Genomic DNA, 16105 nt, shown 5'->3' on the forward strand with positions numbered 1-16105 from the left:
CGACTCCCCCTTCCGTCCAAAATAAATAGACCCGACAAGGCAGAAGACCATCCCTTCTGCATATAGGGCCTGAAGAAAACAAAAAAGACCCTTGTTCGGGTCAAAAGAATGAGCAGTTTATCTGCGCATGACAGTCCGACCCATCCAACGCTGACGAGGTTAGCTGACGGACTCGGGATAGATGGTTCCCTACATTCGGATAGAATGATTCGCCCCAGAAAAGGTGGTTCCCCCGCTTTCCGGCCAAAACCGGAAACTAAGCATAGGGTTACTATAGATGACTCCCACGTTGATGTCAATACATGGATAAGCATCTAGGATTAGCGTCCTATTCCGTATGGAGGAAGCCTATGCGCTAGGCATTGTTCTCGATAATCGAAGTCGGTTAAAATAGGAAGTACCGTGAAGGAGGAAGTACCATGTCCACTAATAGCCGATGGTCCGACAAGATCAAATGGATGCTGCTGAACCAGAAATTGATCGTATTTCTTGTCGTCATTTTGTTAATCAGTTTAAATATTTGGGTGCTCGACAAAATCTCCTACGTCTTTCATCCGTTTATCGTCTTGGTAGATACGGTGTTCCTGCCGTTCTTGCTTACCGGGGTAGCTTTTTACTTGCTTAATCCTATCGTCGAATACTTAGAAAGGCGGAACATCCGCCGGGTCTATTCCATTATCATCCTATACTTATTGATCATTACGGTCGTGACGTTGGTCGTTATGAAAGTCATCCCGCTCCTGAGCGAACAGATCACTAGCTTAATTGTCCAGTTTCCGAGTTATAGCCAAGGGGCTCAGTTGAAGTTCGAGGAACTGATCGGGAACGAATATTTCAATCAATTACAGGACATGTTAGGCATTGATTCCGCGAAGCTGGTCAATGATTTCTCGGGACGCGCCTCAACGCTCATGAACAATGCTTGGACGGGGATCGGAAGTCTAGTCGGCAGAATCACGGAAACCTTGCTGGCTATCATTACCGTACCTTTCATTCTGTTCTACTTACTGAAGGATCGCAGGAAGCTAACGCCTTTCGTCCTCAGCTTCGTGCCTACTTCTTTACGTCAGCGGTCGCTCGGCGTCATGTTGGAGATGAACCATCAGATCAGTTCCTACATTCGCGGCCAGATCGTCATCAGCTTCTGCATCGGAGTTCTCCTCTATATCGGCTATCTGATTATCGGCTTGGATTATTCCCTTGTCCTTGCCGTAATCGCGGCGTGCACGAGCATTGTCCCTTACTTGGGACCAGCCATCGCGATCACGCCAGCGTTGATCGTAGCTATGATGACGTCGCCGATCATGTTACTGAAAATGCTCGTCATCTGGACGATCGTGCAGCTTATCGAAGGTAAATTCATCTCGCCGCAAATTATGGGCAAATCGATGCATGTCCATCCGATAACCATCATCTTCGTCATTATCGTCGCCGGTAACTTATTCGGGATAATCGGAATCATCTTGGCCGTTCCGGGGTATGCCATCCTTAAGGTCATCACTACTCACTTGTTCCGCTGGTTCAAGGCTAGAACAGGGCTGTACGATCCGCCCGAAGAGGAACAAGAGGAAGCCGCGGAACGCTCGGAGTAAAAGCGAAACCGCCCCTAATGCAGGGGCGGTTTCTTTCGTCTACTGTGTGTTAAGCATGTTGATATTGAGCTTGATGAAGCCGGCTATAGATACCTCCGGCATGAACGAGATCTTGATGTCTGCCTTGTTCCGCGATTCCGCTCTCGTCGACGACGATGATCCTGTCGGCGTTCTTGATCGTCGCGAGCCGGTGGGCAATGACGAGCGTCGTCCGTCCGACCGATAGATCGGATAGCGATTGCTGGATAGCTGCTTCGGTCTCGGTATCCAGCGCCGAGGTCGCCTCGTCAAGAATGAGGATCGGAGGGTTCTTCAGGAACATCCTCGCGATGGCCATCCGCTGTTTCTGTCCGCCGGAAAGCTTAACGCCACGCTCTCCTATGACCGTATCCATTCCTTCCGGCAATTGCCGGATCATATCCTCCAACGAAGCCCGTTTAGCCGCTTCCCAGATTTGTTCTTCCGTCGCCCGCAGATCCCCGTAAGCGATATTTTCTCTAATCGTTCCGGCGAAGAGGAATACGTCCTGCTGAACGATGCCGATATGCTTGCGCAAAGATTGAAGCTTCATGTCCCGAATGTCTATCCCGTCTACCGTGATCTTTCCTTCGATGACGTCATAGAATCTGGGAAGCAAGCTGCAGATCGTCGTTTTACCCGCACCGGATGGTCCGACGAATGCGATCGTTTCTCCTGCCCTGATCGATAAATCGATTCCGTTTAATATGTTCCTGCCCGGCTCGTATCCGAAAGTGACGTTCTCAAATCGGATATCTCCGCGTAAGGAATCTACAGCCACCGCGTCTTTAACATCGGCAATGTCCGGCTCGGTATCCATGATTTCGGTATACCGTTTGAAACCGGCGATCCCTTTCGGATAACTCTCGATGACCGAATTGATCTTCTCGATCGGTCGGAAGAAAATATTAGATAGAAGAAGGAACGCCATGAATTCGCCAAGCTCCAGCTTCCCTTGTATGAAGAACCAAGCACCGCAAATCATGACGAATACCGTAATCAGGCGCATCAACATGTAACTAACCGAAATACTTTTGGCCATTGTCTTATAGGCAAGCAGCTTCGTCTCCCGGAAGTCCTTGTTATCTACCGCGAACAGCTTCTTCTCATGCTCCTCGTTAGCGAACGATTGCACGACGCGAATGCCCCCTACGTTCTCCTCAATGCGAGCGTTGAAATTGCCGACGTTCCCGAACAATCTCCGATACGTACTCGTCATCTTACTGCCGAATACGATGATCAGCCATGCCATGAGCGGAATGATGATAAATGTAAGCAAAGCAAGCTCCAAGTTAATATAGGCCATGAGGGAAAAAGATCCTGCTAGCGTCATGATGGCGATAAAGACATCTTCGGGCCCGTGGTGAGCGATCTCTCCGATATCGTTCAAGTCGTTAGTTACCCTTCCGACCAAATGTCCCGTCTTATGGTTGTCGAAAAAACGGAATGACAGCTTCTGAATGTGCTCGAACATTTTCCGCCGCATGTCGGTTTCGATGTTTATTCCTAACATATGTCCCCAGTAAGTCACGACATAATTCAACACGGTATTCAAGGCATATATGCTTAACAAACCAACACATGCTAACACGATCATCTGCCAATTACCGCTCGGCAGCAAGTCATCGATGAACGTGCTGACGGCTAACGGAAATGCCAGTTCTAATAGTCCGGCGATAACCGCGCATGAGAAATCCAATACGAACAGTCCTTTATAAGGACGATAATAAGAAAAAAACCGCCGTAGCATCGTTAATTAATCTCTCCTCTGCTGTCTCCCGGAGCCCTGTCGCCTACCTCCGATTCCGTGCCGCTATCTTGAAGTTCAAATAAATGAATATACTCCTCGATCACTTGATCCAGCGCCTTAAGCTCGCCGCATATGACCTGCTGTATCGACTGAAATTCAGGCTCCTTGAGCTGGCGAACCAATGTGGCCCGTTTAACTCTCAGCTGCTCTAAGAAGACTAAAATTCGTCCCCTACGAAAAGTTTGTGCTCCGTTTCCCTTATGACGCCCTCCACGGTGTTCCCCATGGTGTTCCCCATGATGTCCCCCTCGTCCTTCGCCCCGGTGTCCACGTCCTCCTCTGCCTTCGTTATCATCTCTGACGCCTCTATTTGCACGCTCTTCCATCGTTCATCGCACCTTTCGCGTATACATTTGTATACTTAATCCTATTGTATACAAATGTATACTCAACTCCCATCCATGTCAAGTGCAAGAAGATAAATGAGCACAAAAAAACACCCAGCCCGCTACTTTCACGAACAGGGTGTTATTGTCTTAGTTATGTTCATCTAGATTAGACAACATCGTACCCTTGGTCCTCGATCGCTTCCTTGATTGCCGCTAGCGATGTTTTGGACTCATCATAATCAACGGTAACCGCACCTTTGGCCAGATCGACTTTAGCGGCAGCTCCTAGATTTTTGAGCGCGCCTTCTACTGAGTTAACGCAATGACCGCAAGACATCCCTTGGACGTTTAATGTAATATGGCTCATAGGAATCCCTCCATTAATTATTTCATTAATTTATTAACCGTAATCAGCAGTTCGTCGATGACTTCATGATCACCGGATTGAATTCGATCGATGACACAGCTCTTCATATGTCCTTCAAGCAGAAGCTTACCTACGCTGTTAAGCGCGGATTGAGCGGCAGCAATTTGATTCAGGACGTCATCGCAGTAAGTATCCTTATCGATAAGCCCTTTTATTCCCCGAATTTGCCCTTCTATTCGGTTTAATCGCGAAATTAGGTTCGATTTCATCTTGTCCGAATGATGGCTTTTTCTTTCATTATCGTCCGTACAACAAGGCTCGTGAGCGACTTCCGTATGATTTTCCAATAGCGTGTCACCTCTTTCCTATTGTAATCCTATTCGAATTCGACTTTATTATACCCCTGGTGGGTATGGGGTAATTCTAATATACCCCCCTGTAGTATAATTGTCAACTAGCATTATCCGCGTGCAGGTAGACGGATCTCTACGCAAGTGCCTTCTCCCAACGTACTGCTGAAGCTAATGCTCCCCTTATGGTTAGCGATAATTCTCTGGCTGACCATTAGGCCTAGCCCATTACCGGAAGATTTGCTTGTGAAGAACGGTTCACCCAGCTTAGGCAAATCCTCATTCGATATGCCACGGCCTTCATCTCTGAAGCGAATAACTACGGTTTCATCCGAACTATCGTAATCCAACTCTACGGTAATCGTTCCGCCGCCGTCTTCCATTGCTTCCAAGCTATTCTTAATAACATTAATAAATACTTGCTTGAGTTGATTCGCTTCCCCGTTTAACTGTGGAATGCCGTAGGAGAAACGAGTTTCGAAGCTTGCGTTGATCAGGCTCGCTTGCGAATCGAGTAAGACAATCATATCGTACAGCAAACTTTGAATGTCGATTGGCATAAATTGGCCTACTTGCGGTTTAGCCAATATCAGAAATTCGCTTACGATGAAATTAATCCGGTCCAGCTCGGAGAGCATAATATCCAAGTAAACATCGGATATCCCCCCCTGCTGCTTATTCAATTGGACGAAACCTCTTAACGTTGTCAACGGATTACGGATTTCATGCGCCACTCCGGCAGCCAGCTGTCCGATGACAGACAACTTCTCGGTTCTACGGATCACTTCTTCCGTATGTTTACGCGTCGTGATGTTACGGGATATTTCGGCGTAGGCAACAATCCGATCTTCCTCATCGCGTATCGGGGATACCGTAATACTGACGTCTATCGACTGGTGATCTTTCCTCATCCGAACGGTCTCGAAATCGGCAACCGAATATCCCTGATCGATGCGCTGCTTCAACTCCTCATACTCTTGCTGCAAGCCTTCGGGAATGTGTTGAAGAGGCTCGTTCAATGCTTCTTCCCGGTTCCAACCGTACATCGATTCATAAGCATTGTTAACCTGTATGATGCGTCCTTGCAAATTCGTTACGTGAATAGCGTCGGAAGTATGATTGACGAACGATTCCAAATACTCCTTCGTGTTTCGCAATTCTTCGGCGGAATCGCGCAGTCGGCCCATGAACGTTTGCAAATTATCCGCCATGGCATTCACCCTCGAAGAGAGCACGCCTAGCTCATCTTGACTGCGAATCGGTATATTACTGCCGAATTTCCCCTCTGCAATCTCATTAACGTGATCCAATATTTGATGAAGCGGCCGGATGAGCACTCCGGATATAAAGTAGCTGACAAACCACGAAGCCACGATCAAGCTGATCGAGATAACCGAGTGGATGAACAACTGCCGGTTCAAAGCGTTTTTAATTGCACCGTAATCGAAATTCACGCTAATCACGTAGGGCGTCTCGTCACTTAACGGGATAAAGCTCTTGATCACTTCCATGTCGTCTTGCAAAAAGGTCGTCGTTACGATTTTCCCGCTTCGGGCAGCCTGTTGGACGTTCTTAATATCATTGTCCCTATCCTGAAATGTATAATCTCCGAACGGGATGTCGCGCACGTCCAAGTTATAGACGGCCTTCCCTTTTTTAAATTTAACGATTTGAGGTTTACCAAAAAAACGCGTATCAAAGCCCGTAATGCTTACAATGTCCGCGTTGTCCTCTAACAAATGGGAAATGAGCGAGGTAGTACCGATTTTATTCTCGTAGTCGAGGAACACTTGGGCATTAATGTACGGATTAATGATGTAATCCGTCGTCCCATCGTAATAATAGCCCCATTTGTTCACGTGCTCGGGATCCGATGAAGCATATTGATACGGACCCGACCAATAATTCAGGAGTTTCTGCCCTTGTGGGACTGTTACTTCATGATCATCCAGCAGTTGGTTAAAAGCCGTGAACCAATAGTCCCAGCTTTTGGATCCCATATTGAGTTCGCTAGGTTCCGACGATCTCATTACGACGATATCGTCCTTCGTCCTCTGCCAGAGAGAAATGTGATCGACCCCTAGCTCACGGCTTAGCCTAGCTAGCTCCTCATTAGTGACGTTAACGAGCTCCGGATCTAATTCGCTTTTAGCCGCTACGGCTGCCGATCGAAGCTTCTCTCCTATAGTGTCTTCCATAAATCTCTTGGATTTCTCCGCGGCATCGAGACTTGTCCCGATCTGTTTGGCAATCGTAATCATCTCTTGCCTTACGTTACCCTCCAACTCGTTCTTGGAGGAGTAATAGTATATGGATATGTTTAAGCTCAAGATCAAAGTAACAATTATGGAAATAAGCAGCGATAGCTTAGCTTTAATGGACAAGACGACCTGCCTCCAGAACTAAGGTGATCACTACTAATTAGACAGATGTTCGACAAAATCCTTTATTTTTCGACATTATTGCTTAGGTACATGACAAATGTCATATGAGGTTACTGACACTTATGACTAACGGCAATCATCTTCCTTCCATATAATAGAGTTATTACCCGTAATCCATAAATACGACCTATGCAAACCCCATAAGGAGGAAACTATGTCCAGTCACAATCATGCGCAATTAAAAAAAGGTGTCGCTCCTTATGAAAAATCGAATATAAAAACGAGCATTAAGCAGCTTCTGAACACTTTGCCGCCTTTTTTCATCCTGTGGGCCGCGGCATACTTGAGCTTGTCCGTATCCTATTGGCTCGCGCTTCCCTTTATCCTTTTAGCTGCAGGATTCGTTATCCGCACCTTTATTATTTTTCATGACTGTTGCCATCAATCGTTCTTCAAGAGCCGCAAAGCGAACGAAATACTCGGCACGATCACGGGAATTCTTACCCTCTTTCCTTATCAACAGTGGAAGCATAGTCATTCCATCCATCACTCCACGAGCAGCAATCTCGATAAACGCGGAATCGGCGACATGTGGTTGATGACGATAGACGAATACCTGGAAGCTTCCTGGTGGAAAAGAACGTATTATCGGATTTACCGTAGTCCGATCGTCATGTTCGGAATCGGTCCGATCGCCATATTCCTAATTGAATATCGCTTTAACACCAAAGGTGCCCGTCGTGCGGAAAAAATCAACACTTGGATAACGAATGCCGGCATAATCGTTCTATACGGGGTGCTCATGTGGGCGCTCGGCTGGCAAAATTTCTTACTTGTACAAGCGCCTATTTTCTGGATCTCGGGCGTGATGGGCATTTGGTTGTTCTACGTACAGCATCAGTTCGAGGATTCTTATTTCGAGAACGAAGAAGAATGGAGTTACGTGAAGGCAGCCGTTGAGGGGAGTTCTTATTATAAGCTTCCTACAGTATTACAGTGGCTTACCGGCAACATCGGCTTTCACCACGTTCACCATTTGAGCCCGAGAGTGCCTAATTATCATCTGGAGGATGCTCACACTGCCGTTCCTCCGTTGCAGCACGCGACGACCGTTACTTTAAGAACGAGCTTTAAAGCCCTTCGTTTTAAATTGTGGGATGAACAGAACAAAGCTTTCGTTAGCTTCAAGCAAATCAGGCACCTTATCGGCAAGCCCGGAATGCCGCCTAACTCTAACAAGCCTCGCGGAAAGTCGGATTCCAAGCTTAACGGTGAAGTTGCATAGCTGTCGCATTGTCTTCTTCCCTTGAGCGCTAGAGCAACATCGGCTCTCGTTTATGATAAACTAGGCGTAAGCCCAGTATCCCGACATAGGAGAGTTACCGATGTTCAAGACGTTCAAAAAAATTCAGATTTTCCCGAAAAGCACGGGCGTAAGCCCTTATGTATGGCTGATGTTCAGCATCTTGCCCTTTTATTTCATCTTTCGAGCTTCCACCGATATCGAGATCGTCTCCGGAATTCTGATGATCATCCTATTCTTCCTATGCTACCGGCTAACCTTGAACTCCAAGGGTTGGCCGGTTTACGTCGGGACGAGCGTTCAGATCGCTATATCCATCGCGATGACGCTTATTTTCGGTTATACCTACTTCGCTTTCTTCTTGGCTTTCTTCATTGGGAATATCCAGAATAAAGCCGGATTTATCACGTTGTATACGATCCATATCGTCAGTAGCTTTATTACCGTTAACCTAGGCTTTATTCTGCAGGATAAATTTTTCGTCACGCAAACCCCGTTTATTCTCATCAGCTTGCTCGCCGTCATCCTTCTTCCGCTCGGCAATTACAATCGCAATAAGCGTGGCGAGCTGCAAGAACAGCTCAAGGATGCCAACATGCGAATCTCCGAACTGGTTAAACTAGAGGAACGGCAGCGTATCGCCAGAGACTTGCATGACACCTTAGGACAGAAGCTGTCTCTCATCGGACTCAAGAGCGATCTAGCCCATAAGCTTATCGCCAAAAGTCCGGAACGTGCGCGCGCGGAAATGAAAGACGTTCAACAAACCGCCAGAACCGCCTTGCAGGAAGTCCGATTGCTCGTCTCGCGAATGCGGGGAACTAAGCTTGAAGACGAGATCATTCGAATCAAGCAAATTCTCAAAGCCGCGCAGATCGAATTCACGGCGGAAGGCCATCAAACGCTGAACGGCGTCTCGCTCCTCTCCGAGAACGTGCTAAGCATGTGCCTTAAAGAAGCCGTGACCAATGTCGTTAAGCATAGCGGCGCCACTGCCTGTTCGTTATCCATCAGCCAAACTTCCACGGAAGTTATCATGAAAGTCCATGATAACGGCACAAGCCATACGAACGAATTGAACTTCCAGAAAGGACATGGCTTACAGGGCATGAAGGAACGGCTGGAATTCGTTAACGGCACCCTGGAAATTTCATTGGCGGAAGGAACGACTATTCTGGCAAGGATCCCTCATATTAAGAAACATCCGGATAAGGAGGATCACCAATGATTCGAATCGTAATCGCCGAAGACCAACGTATGCTCCTTGGCGCGCTTGGCTCTCTTCTCGATCTAGAAGAAGATATGATAGTCGTAGGTAAAGCTTCCGATGGCGAGAAGGCCATCGAGCTCGCCCGTCTTCATCAGCCCGATATTTGCATCATGGATATCGAAATGCCAGGCAAAAGCGGTCTTGAAGTCGCGGAAGAGCTGAAGGAGTTATCTTGTAAAGTCATTATCTTGACGACCTTCGCCCGTACTGGTTATTTCGAACGGGCCATCAAAGCAGGCGTAAGCGGTTATTTACTTAAGGATAGCCCCAGCGAGGAACTTGCCCACACGATCCGCAGCGTTCTGGCCGGACGGCGAATTTACGCGGCGGAATTAGTAGACGAAGCTTACAGCGGCGATAACGAGAATCCATTAACGGACCGTGAGACGGAAGTATTGGGACTGATCGCGGACGGCAAGAATACGAAAGAAATCGCGACCGAGCTATATCTCACGACGGGAACGATAAGGAATTATATCTCCATCATCTTGGACAAGCTGAACGTCAGTAATCGCGTCGAAGCGATCAAACGTTTCAATGAAAAAGGCTGGTTCAAATAACGTTCAGCTTTCCGAAGTCCTTCTTCATAATATTTTTAACTAAACCGGACCATTTGGAATTCGCAGGACAATATTTCGTCGCGATTTTCTCGATCGTCGTATACCCTTTGTCGACATAGTGGTCTGAGAGAAGTTGTCCGAATTTCCGAACGCTGTCCCCCTTCGTTTCAAAGCTGAACGCTCTCTTATGGGCATTATCGCCCGAAGCGTTAAGTCCGAACAGATTATTCTTGTTCTTGGCTAACCGGCTGCTGCCGTTGCCGCTCTCCAGCTTCATGACCGCAATCGTAAACAACGCGTTAATCCCATACTCCTGCTCGACTTCCAAGATCGTCTCCTCTAGTCCGTTTCCTGCAAGATCCGTTCCATCGAAGATCAGTTTAATATCCTCTTCCGACAGCCCTGATTCCGTTCCCACTGCTGAAGTCGGCTTTACCGGGTTCGTTTGGTCCGTATTATCTTCATTCAAGGACGGATCGACGTCTGTTGATGGCTCAGTTTCTTGTAGAGGCTCAATAGCTTGTGAAGGTTCAACAGCTTGTGAAGGCTCAATTTCTTGAATTAACTTCGCGTAATCTCCATGCACGTATCCCCCTCCTTTTAATCTCAGCCAACCATTGTCCGTCTTACGCGACACTTCCAGCATCGTACCCTTCTCGACGACTTTAAGCACCTTGGATTTCGGGTAGCCATTCGCGCGCACATTGAGGTAATACGCAGTTACTTCGTAGGTTTGAATCGTCGTTGGCGCTGCGGAAATATGTACTTCATTGCTAGCATCCTTGGCTATGTCTTTAGCCACAAGCTGGGGGGCGGTTATGGGGGGAGCAGAGATCATCGGTAAGGGGATCGGGGCAGTTAAGGATTGGGAAGGTTGGGAATTGGAAGACAGGGACTGGGATGATTGGAATGATTGGGATTGAAAACTTAGGTCAACTGAGGGCTTGAATCGCATCCCCAAGGTCAACATCAAAGCGACTCCTAATCCGCATACTATTAACCGACTCATGAATTTCCTACGCATGACTACACCTCTTTCGTTAATGGTGAAGGCTATTCGCAGTAATATAGGTTAGATTGTACATATATGCGGATGAAAAGCTTGTCATTCTTTAAGTGAATAAAAAAAATAATTTTGTCGAGTTTGAAGTTTACATAAAAACGGTGAAAATGTGCATCTTATTTATGTTACAAACTTTACCAACTGCTTAGGTGGTTTCGACTTGACTGCATCCGGCGATAAAATCAATTTTTTGCAAACCGGCATGATCCTTCTCCTGATGAACGGACTAACCAATCACGTGACCATCAATCCGATGCTGCTGGACGCTGCGGGAAGAGATTCCTGGATTTCCGTCTTGACGACGGGCATTCTCTTTATTCCTTGGTGCCTGCTCCTCTTATACATCATGAGGAAATCGGGGCAACAGAAACTGCAGCCGTGGCTGGCCGAACGTACCCATCCGATCGTCGCATGGGTTCTAACCATTCCCCTCTATGTTCAATTGCTCATGATCGGTTGGATGACGGTCGTTCATACCGTAACTTGGACGATCACTAATTATTTGCCTATGACGCCTAAGCTCGTTCTTGCGCTCGTATTAGTTATTCCATGTGCTCTATTCGCGATATGGGGTATTCGAGTCATCGCGATAGCGGCCGGTTTTTTTCTTCCCATCGTCGTCTTGCTCGGGATTTTCGCTAGCGTGACCAATATCCCCGAGAAAAACTATAGTCTGTTAAAACCATACGTAGAGCATGGCTGGAATCCCGTTTGGGATGGGATGCTCTATGCCGGGGGCGGGTTCGTCGAGCTTATCGTGCTCGTTGCGATGCAGCATAGGCTTCAAAAGAAAATTCGCGTCTTCCCATTGCTCCTCTATGCGATATTTTCGATCTATATTATGTTAGGGCCGCTTATTGGAGCGATTACGGAGTTCGGTCCGCTAGAAGCGGCCAAGCAAATGGTTTCCCCCTATGAGCAATGGCGGCTCGTAAAAATCGGAAACTATATAGAACATGTTGACTTCTTCTCCATCTATCAATGGTTGGCGGGCGCAAGCATTCGAATAAGCATGTCCATTTTCCTGTTGGTTGATTTTCTCCCCCCTCGCCAAATTAAGCACAAGAACAAAATAGTATGGCTGATCGCGCTAGCTTTTATTCTTTCCGCCATGTTAAAGATAAACGAGTATTCCTTCTATCTATGGATGTATCGCTATTACTTCCCGATATCGCTCACGATTGCATTATCGGTTTCCCTCGTATGGTTCATCGTGTCCTTAATCGTCAAGCCAAACAGAGGAGGCGCATCATGACTAAGTCAACGCAAGCGGATAGGAATCGCTGGAACGACACCAAATTACGGGAACTCTTCGCGAATTCCGCGGACGTGCAAATTCAGCCATGCCAATTCAGCGAGGATGCCCAAGCTGAGGTAATTCTGATCTATGCCGAAGGTTTATGCGATTCGTCCCAACTTGGGAAAGTCGTGCTCCCTGAGCTCGGGCAAATACATCGTAAATACGGACATTTCGATGTGCAATCAGGAGCGTTAACTGGATCTTTGCCTTTGATCCCGATCGAAGAAGACGAATCCTCCGATGCGCTTGCCGAATTCGTATTTCAAGGAGACTTATTGTTCTTATTTACGGCGAATGCAAGTATGTTCAAGATGAATATTTGTAATCGCCCTCAACGTACGCCGCAGGATTCCAGCACGGAAATATCTATAAAGGGACCAAGAGACGGCTTCACCGAGGATGTGGTCACGAACGTGGCATTAATCCGTAAAAGAATCCGTAGCTCGTGTTTAAGTTATGAAACTTTTACGGTAGGTTCAAGAACGAAAACAAGGATCGGGCTATTGTATATTCGCGACATTCTAGCGCCGAAAACCTTGATTGAAGTCCGGTCAAAAATCACCGACATCGAGATTGACGGCATCTATAGCATTAATCAGATGGAAGAGCTGCTCTCCAGCTCCAAAGCTTCCATTCTTCCGTTGTTTGCCATTACGGGAAGGCCGGATTATGCGGTGAACAGTCTTCTTGCAGGAAGGTTTGTGTTAATCGTCGATGGCATTCCTATGGTGATGATCGGCCCTGCTACGTTATCGCTACTGATGAAATCACCCGAAGATATTCATTTTAATTACGTTTATGTCTCATTTGCCCGCATTATCCGACAAATCAGCTTGTTTCTTTCCGTAGTCCTGCCCGGCTTCTGGGTATCTCTCGCGGCATTCCATCAAGACCAGATTCCATTCCGGATGATGGCTACCATATCCGGTACCCGCTTAGGCCTTCCTTTGTCGGCGCAGATGGAAATGTTTATCCTCTTGCTGCTGCTGGAAATATTCCGCGAAGCCGGTGTTCGCCTTCCCAGTTACATTGGGCAGACGTTAACGGTTGTTGGCGGTCTTATTATTGGCGATGCGTCGATTCGCGCCGGATTTGTATCCCCTTCGGTCGTCGTCGTTGGCGCGATCACTGCCGTAACCTCGGTGACTTTGGTAAACCAATCTCTGAGCACGGTTGTTAGCGTCCTCCGCCTGGTGATATTTCTTGTAGCTTCCTTTGTCGGTATGTACGGGGTAATCCTTAGCCTCATTCTTTTTGTCGCCTATCTTTCCAGGCTCAAGTCCTTTGGCGTGCCGTACTTGGCGCCTCTGACGCCCCTCCATTTTAAAGATTTGATCGGCTCTTATTTAAGACTGCCTTGGTATAAGCTGAGGAACCGACCCTCGACGTTGCAACCGAATGATCCTGACCATCAAGGCGAACAGAAGCCATGATCAAACATGGGCTTAAGACCATTTGCTTAATCTGCCTCTTATCCTTGTCCGGTTGCTGGAACTCTAAGGACATACAAAATTTAGATTACGTGACCGCCATTGGGTTGGATTACTTGAATGGAAAATATATCACATACGTCCAAGTGCTCAACTTCACTAACGTAGGCCGGTCCGAGACCGTAGAGGTAGGAAAAATCGTTCCCATCTGGATCGGCCGCGGAGAAGGGAAAACCGTTAGCCAATCGTTGTCGTCTATTTACTCGACCTCTCAAATGCGGATTTTCTGGGGCCACGTCAAGTCGATTGTTTGTTCGGAAAATTTATTGAAACATGGGGTTGAAGAAGCGTATAACGCGATGAATCGGTTCGGGGAAGTCCGTTACAACATCCTCATCTATGGAACGAAAGAAAATCTTGAAGATATCTTTGTCCAGAAGTCCATCTTTAATCTATCTCCGCTTGACACGATTATGTTTACTCCCGAACAAATTTATGCTCAACGTTCGTCCATTCTATCCATTTCCGGCAACCGCTTTATCGCGGAAATAAATGAACCGGGAGAACCCGCCATGTTGCCTTCTCTGTCCATTAATCGAAGGGTATGGAAGGAAGACAAAAAAAACAAATCGATGTTGCAGATCGACGGTGCGTACTTCTTTCATGGCGATAAAATGGCTGCTTGGCTTTCCGAGGCTGAGCTCGCAGGAGCCCGCTGGACGCAAAAGCAGTTAAAGCGTTCTCTTATTAATGTTCCTGCCGAGGGACCGACTATTGCTTCAATAGTTCTCATTAATCCGAAATATAAAGTGGATTTCGTGATTAAGAACGGGGAAGTGTTATTCGATATTCACTTGAAGTTAGATGCCACTCTCGATGAGATGGAGGAGGATTCGTCGATTCGGAAGTTGGAGCAACTAGCCGAGACCGTCGTCAAGGACGAGATCATGAGCTGTTTCAGATTAGGGATCGACAGGAAGATCGACGTATTGCGCTTAGAAGAAGCCCTCTACCGTAATCGCCCGAAACAATGGCATGCCCTGCACAAAGATAAAAAATATATATTAAATCACGACAGCTTAAAATCCATAAATGTTAAGGTCAATCTGATTAATTCGGGTAAATACAAAGGAAGAGTAACAAAATCGTAAAATGAGTCGTCCCAAGGAGAAGCCTTCCCGGCTTTTTAGTCTCTTGGTAGGATGTGAATTGTCCCCTCCGTCTGTATAATTGCTAAGCAAACATATGTTTGCATACTTTATATACTCTCAGCATACTTATTTGACAACGAGAGCAGTCAACGGAGGATATAATGAAAGGAACGACTCATCTTGCTATCGGCGGGGCCATTGGCGTTGCCGCCTGTTTGTATTACCCCTTCAGCTTCACTCATTCCGCGCTTTACCTTTCTATCGCCGGTTTCTCCGCCTTAAGCGCCGATTTGGATGGACCTAGCCTCTTAAGCGGTAAACTGAGCGCTTTATCCCGTTTGTTGCGCAACGTCGCTTTATGGACGGGAATCGGCTTTATCGCTGTTTTCGCTTATCTGTATTTAACGATGGATCGAATCTATCCGATCTTCTCCACCATCGCTGTCGCCATGTTCATACTAGGGTTGATTACCAAAGAAGGTACGATTCGCGACATTCTCGTTAGCCTTATCGGGTGCGCGCTCCTCTATTCCGGTTGGTCCTCTCAGCAATACTGGCTAATCGGGTTCGGCTTGTTCATCGTTTGCGCTCCATGGTTTAAGCACCGCGGAATGACTCATACCGTTTGGGCACTTCTACTCTGGGGAGCAATCGGCCAAGGACTGGAGAAGCAACTCGGTATCGTCGGAATAACGACCGTCGCCGCTGCCGGTTACGCCTCTCACCTGATTGCAGACACCTTAACACCCAACGGCGTCAAATGGCTCTATCCTTTCTACAAAAAATCCATCAAAGTGCATTAACGATTTTGATAGCACCATATAATCTTATTCCCGAAAAACTGTTACTTTTATAGTCCTCAACTGCAGTTCTCCGCTGCAGTTCTCCCTCCTCTCTTCACCTAACACTCTTCTTTCACCTCTCTTTTTCACTTTGCCTCCTCTTTTCTCCTTTCTAGCTTCTGTCTCCTCAATATACCTACCTAACTACTCCTATTGCTTGCCCCGAATAACCTAGCTCATATTATTCTACCTCTTACCGATTCCTCTCCTGTATCAATCAAACTCTATCCATTCACTACGGTTTTACCATATACAACCATTTTGAGCATAAAACTACCGTACCTACTCACAAACTCTCCTGAGCCAAGTACACATATCACTTAAATAATTGATATG

At 46.9% G+C, this 16105-nt stretch carries 14 protein-coding genes and 1 riboswitch; of the genes, 8 read left to right on the forward strand and 6 right to left on the reverse strand.

Translation table 11 applies throughout. The features are described from left to right. Positions 1-132 precede the first annotated feature (132 nt). A riboswitch (cyclic di-AMP (ydaO/yuaA leader) is annotated at positions 133-273 on the reverse strand. A 146-nt stretch (positions 274-419) separates the two neighbouring features. After that, positions 420-1592, forward strand: a complete 1173-nt coding sequence (locus L3D05_RS13815; RefSeq protein WP_239616684.1) for an AI-2E family transporter — start codon at positions 420-422, stop codon at positions 1590-1592. 49 nt (positions 1593-1641) lie between these two features. On the opposite strand, the gene L3D05_RS13820 is transcribed toward L3D05_RS13815, so the two are convergent. The 5 genes from L3D05_RS13820 to L3D05_RS13840 all read right to left on the reverse strand — a co-directional run bounded on the left by L3D05_RS13820 (position 1642) and on the right by L3D05_RS13840 (position 6850). Then, positions 1642-3360, reverse strand: a complete 1719-nt coding sequence (locus L3D05_RS13820; protein WP_239616686.1) for an ABC transporter ATP-binding protein — start codon at positions 3358-3360, stop codon at positions 1642-1644. A 2-nt stretch (positions 3361-3362) separates the two neighbouring features. Beyond that, positions 3363-3746, reverse strand: a complete 384-nt coding sequence (locus tag L3D05_RS13825) for a hypothetical protein (RefSeq protein ID WP_239616687.1) — start codon at positions 3744-3746, stop codon at positions 3363-3365. 169 nt (positions 3747-3915) lie between these two features. Then, positions 3916-4116 carry a copper chaperone CopZ gene (copZ, locus tag L3D05_RS13830; RefSeq protein ID WP_239616688.1) on the reverse strand — a complete coding sequence of 67 codons (201 nt, stop codon included), beginning with the start codon at positions 4114-4116 and terminating at the stop codon, positions 3916-3918. 17 nt (positions 4117-4133) lie between these two features. Beyond that, positions 4134-4463, reverse strand: coding sequence for a metal-sensitive transcriptional regulator (locus L3D05_RS13835; protein WP_239616690.1), 330 nt, complete (start codon positions 4461-4463; stop codon positions 4134-4136). 113 nt (positions 4464-4576) lie between these two features. Then, positions 4577-6850 (reverse strand): ATP-binding protein, encoded by a 2274-nt coding sequence (locus L3D05_RS13840; protein ID WP_239616692.1) that lies wholly within the window; start codon positions 6848-6850, stop codon positions 4577-4579. A gap of 214 nt (positions 6851-7064) precedes the next feature. Between L3D05_RS13840 and desA the strand changes: the two genes are divergently transcribed. The 3 genes from desA to L3D05_RS13855 all read left to right on the forward strand — a co-directional run bounded on the left by desA (position 7065) and on the right by L3D05_RS13855 (position 9983). Then, complete coding sequence (gene desA / locus L3D05_RS13845; protein WP_239616693.1) at positions 7065-8135, forward strand: Delta(5) desaturase DesA; 1071 nt, start codon at positions 7065-7067, stop codon at positions 8133-8135. A 100-nt stretch (positions 8136-8235) separates the two neighbouring features. Next, a complete protein-coding gene (locus tag L3D05_RS13850; RefSeq protein WP_239616695.1) occupies positions 8236-9381 on the forward strand; it encodes a sensor histidine kinase in 1146 nt (381 codons plus the stop codon). Next, positions 9378-9983 (forward strand): response regulator transcription factor, encoded by a 606-nt coding sequence (locus L3D05_RS13855; RefSeq protein ID WP_239616697.1) that lies wholly within the window; start codon positions 9378-9380, stop codon positions 9981-9983. Before L3D05_RS13850 ends, L3D05_RS13855 begins: the two co-directional genes overlap by 4 nt. Here the strand turns inward: L3D05_RS13855 and L3D05_RS13860 are convergent. Further along, on the reverse strand, positions 9976-10785 hold the full coding sequence (locus tag L3D05_RS13860) for a glucosaminidase domain-containing protein (protein ID WP_239616698.1): 810 nt from the start codon (positions 10783-10785) through the stop codon (positions 9976-9978). The two genes, L3D05_RS13855 and L3D05_RS13860, sit on opposite strands and share 8 nt — an antisense overlap. A gap of 421 nt (positions 10786-11206) precedes the next feature. Between L3D05_RS13860 and L3D05_RS13865 the strand changes: the two genes are divergently transcribed. The 4 genes from L3D05_RS13865 (at position 11207) to L3D05_RS13880 (ending at position 15730) form a co-directional block, all read left to right on the forward strand. Next, the gene (locus L3D05_RS13865) at positions 11207-12301 is read left to right on the forward strand and encodes an endospore germination permease (protein WP_239616700.1); all 1095 of its coding nucleotides are present in this window, start codon (positions 11207-11209) and stop codon (positions 12299-12301) included. Further along, a complete protein-coding gene (locus tag L3D05_RS13870) occupies positions 12298-13779 on the forward strand; it encodes a spore germination protein (protein ID WP_239616701.1) in 1482 nt (493 codons plus the stop codon). The genes L3D05_RS13865 and L3D05_RS13870 overlap by 4 nt, the downstream gene beginning before the upstream one ends. Next, positions 13776-14927, forward strand: a complete 1152-nt coding sequence (locus L3D05_RS13875; protein ID WP_239616703.1) for a Ger(x)C family spore germination protein — start codon at positions 13776-13778, stop codon at positions 14925-14927. Before L3D05_RS13870 ends, L3D05_RS13875 begins: the two co-directional genes overlap by 4 nt. 161 nt (positions 14928-15088) lie before the next feature. Then, positions 15089-15730 (forward strand): metal-dependent hydrolase, encoded by a 642-nt coding sequence (locus tag L3D05_RS13880; RefSeq protein ID WP_239616704.1) that lies wholly within the window; start codon positions 15089-15091, stop codon positions 15728-15730. Positions 15731-16105: the final 375 nt, after the last annotated feature.

This window comes from Cohnella mopanensis (genome assembly GCF_022352055.1).
GTDB classification, from domain to species: domain Bacteria; phylum Bacillota; class Bacilli; order Paenibacillales; family Paenibacillaceae; genus Cohnella; species Cohnella mopanensis.

What these genes read in the sequence shown, in the direction of transcription:
- copZ (WP_239616688.1), bottom strand. Translation starts at nt 4,116, where the DNA reads ATGAGCCATATTACATTAAACGTCCAAGGGATGTCTTGCGGTCATTGC.
- L3D05_RS13820 (WP_239616686.1), bottom strand. Translation starts at nt 3,360, where the DNA reads ATGCTACGGCGGTTTTTTTCTTATTATCGTCCTTATAAAGGACTGTTC.
- L3D05_RS13855 (WP_239616697.1), top strand. Translation starts at nt 9,378, where the DNA reads ATGATTCGAATCGTAATCGCCGAAGACCAACGTATGCTCCTTGGCGCG.
- L3D05_RS13880 (WP_239616704.1), top strand. Translation starts at nt 15,089, where the DNA reads ATGAAAGGAACGACTCATCTTGCTATCGGCGGGGCCATTGGCGTTGCC.
- L3D05_RS13825 (WP_239616687.1), bottom strand. Translation starts at nt 3,746, where the DNA reads ATGGAAGAGCGTGCAAATAGAGGCGTCAGAGATGATAACGAAGGCAGA.
- L3D05_RS13875 (WP_239616703.1), top strand. Translation starts at nt 13,776, where the DNA reads ATGATCAAACATGGGCTTAAGACCATTTGCTTAATCTGCCTCTTATCC.
- L3D05_RS13850 (WP_239616695.1), top strand. Translation starts at nt 8,236, where the DNA reads ATGTTCAAGACGTTCAAAAAAATTCAGATTTTCCCGAAAAGCACGGGC.
- L3D05_RS13815 (WP_239616684.1), top strand. Translation starts at nt 420, where the DNA reads ATGTCCACTAATAGCCGATGGTCCGACAAGATCAAATGGATGCTGCTG.
- L3D05_RS13870 (WP_239616701.1), top strand. Translation starts at nt 12,298, where the DNA reads ATGACTAAGTCAACGCAAGCGGATAGGAATCGCTGGAACGACACCAAA.
- desA (WP_239616693.1), top strand. Translation starts at nt 7,065, where the DNA reads ATGTCCAGTCACAATCATGCGCAATTAAAAAAAGGTGTCGCTCCTTAT.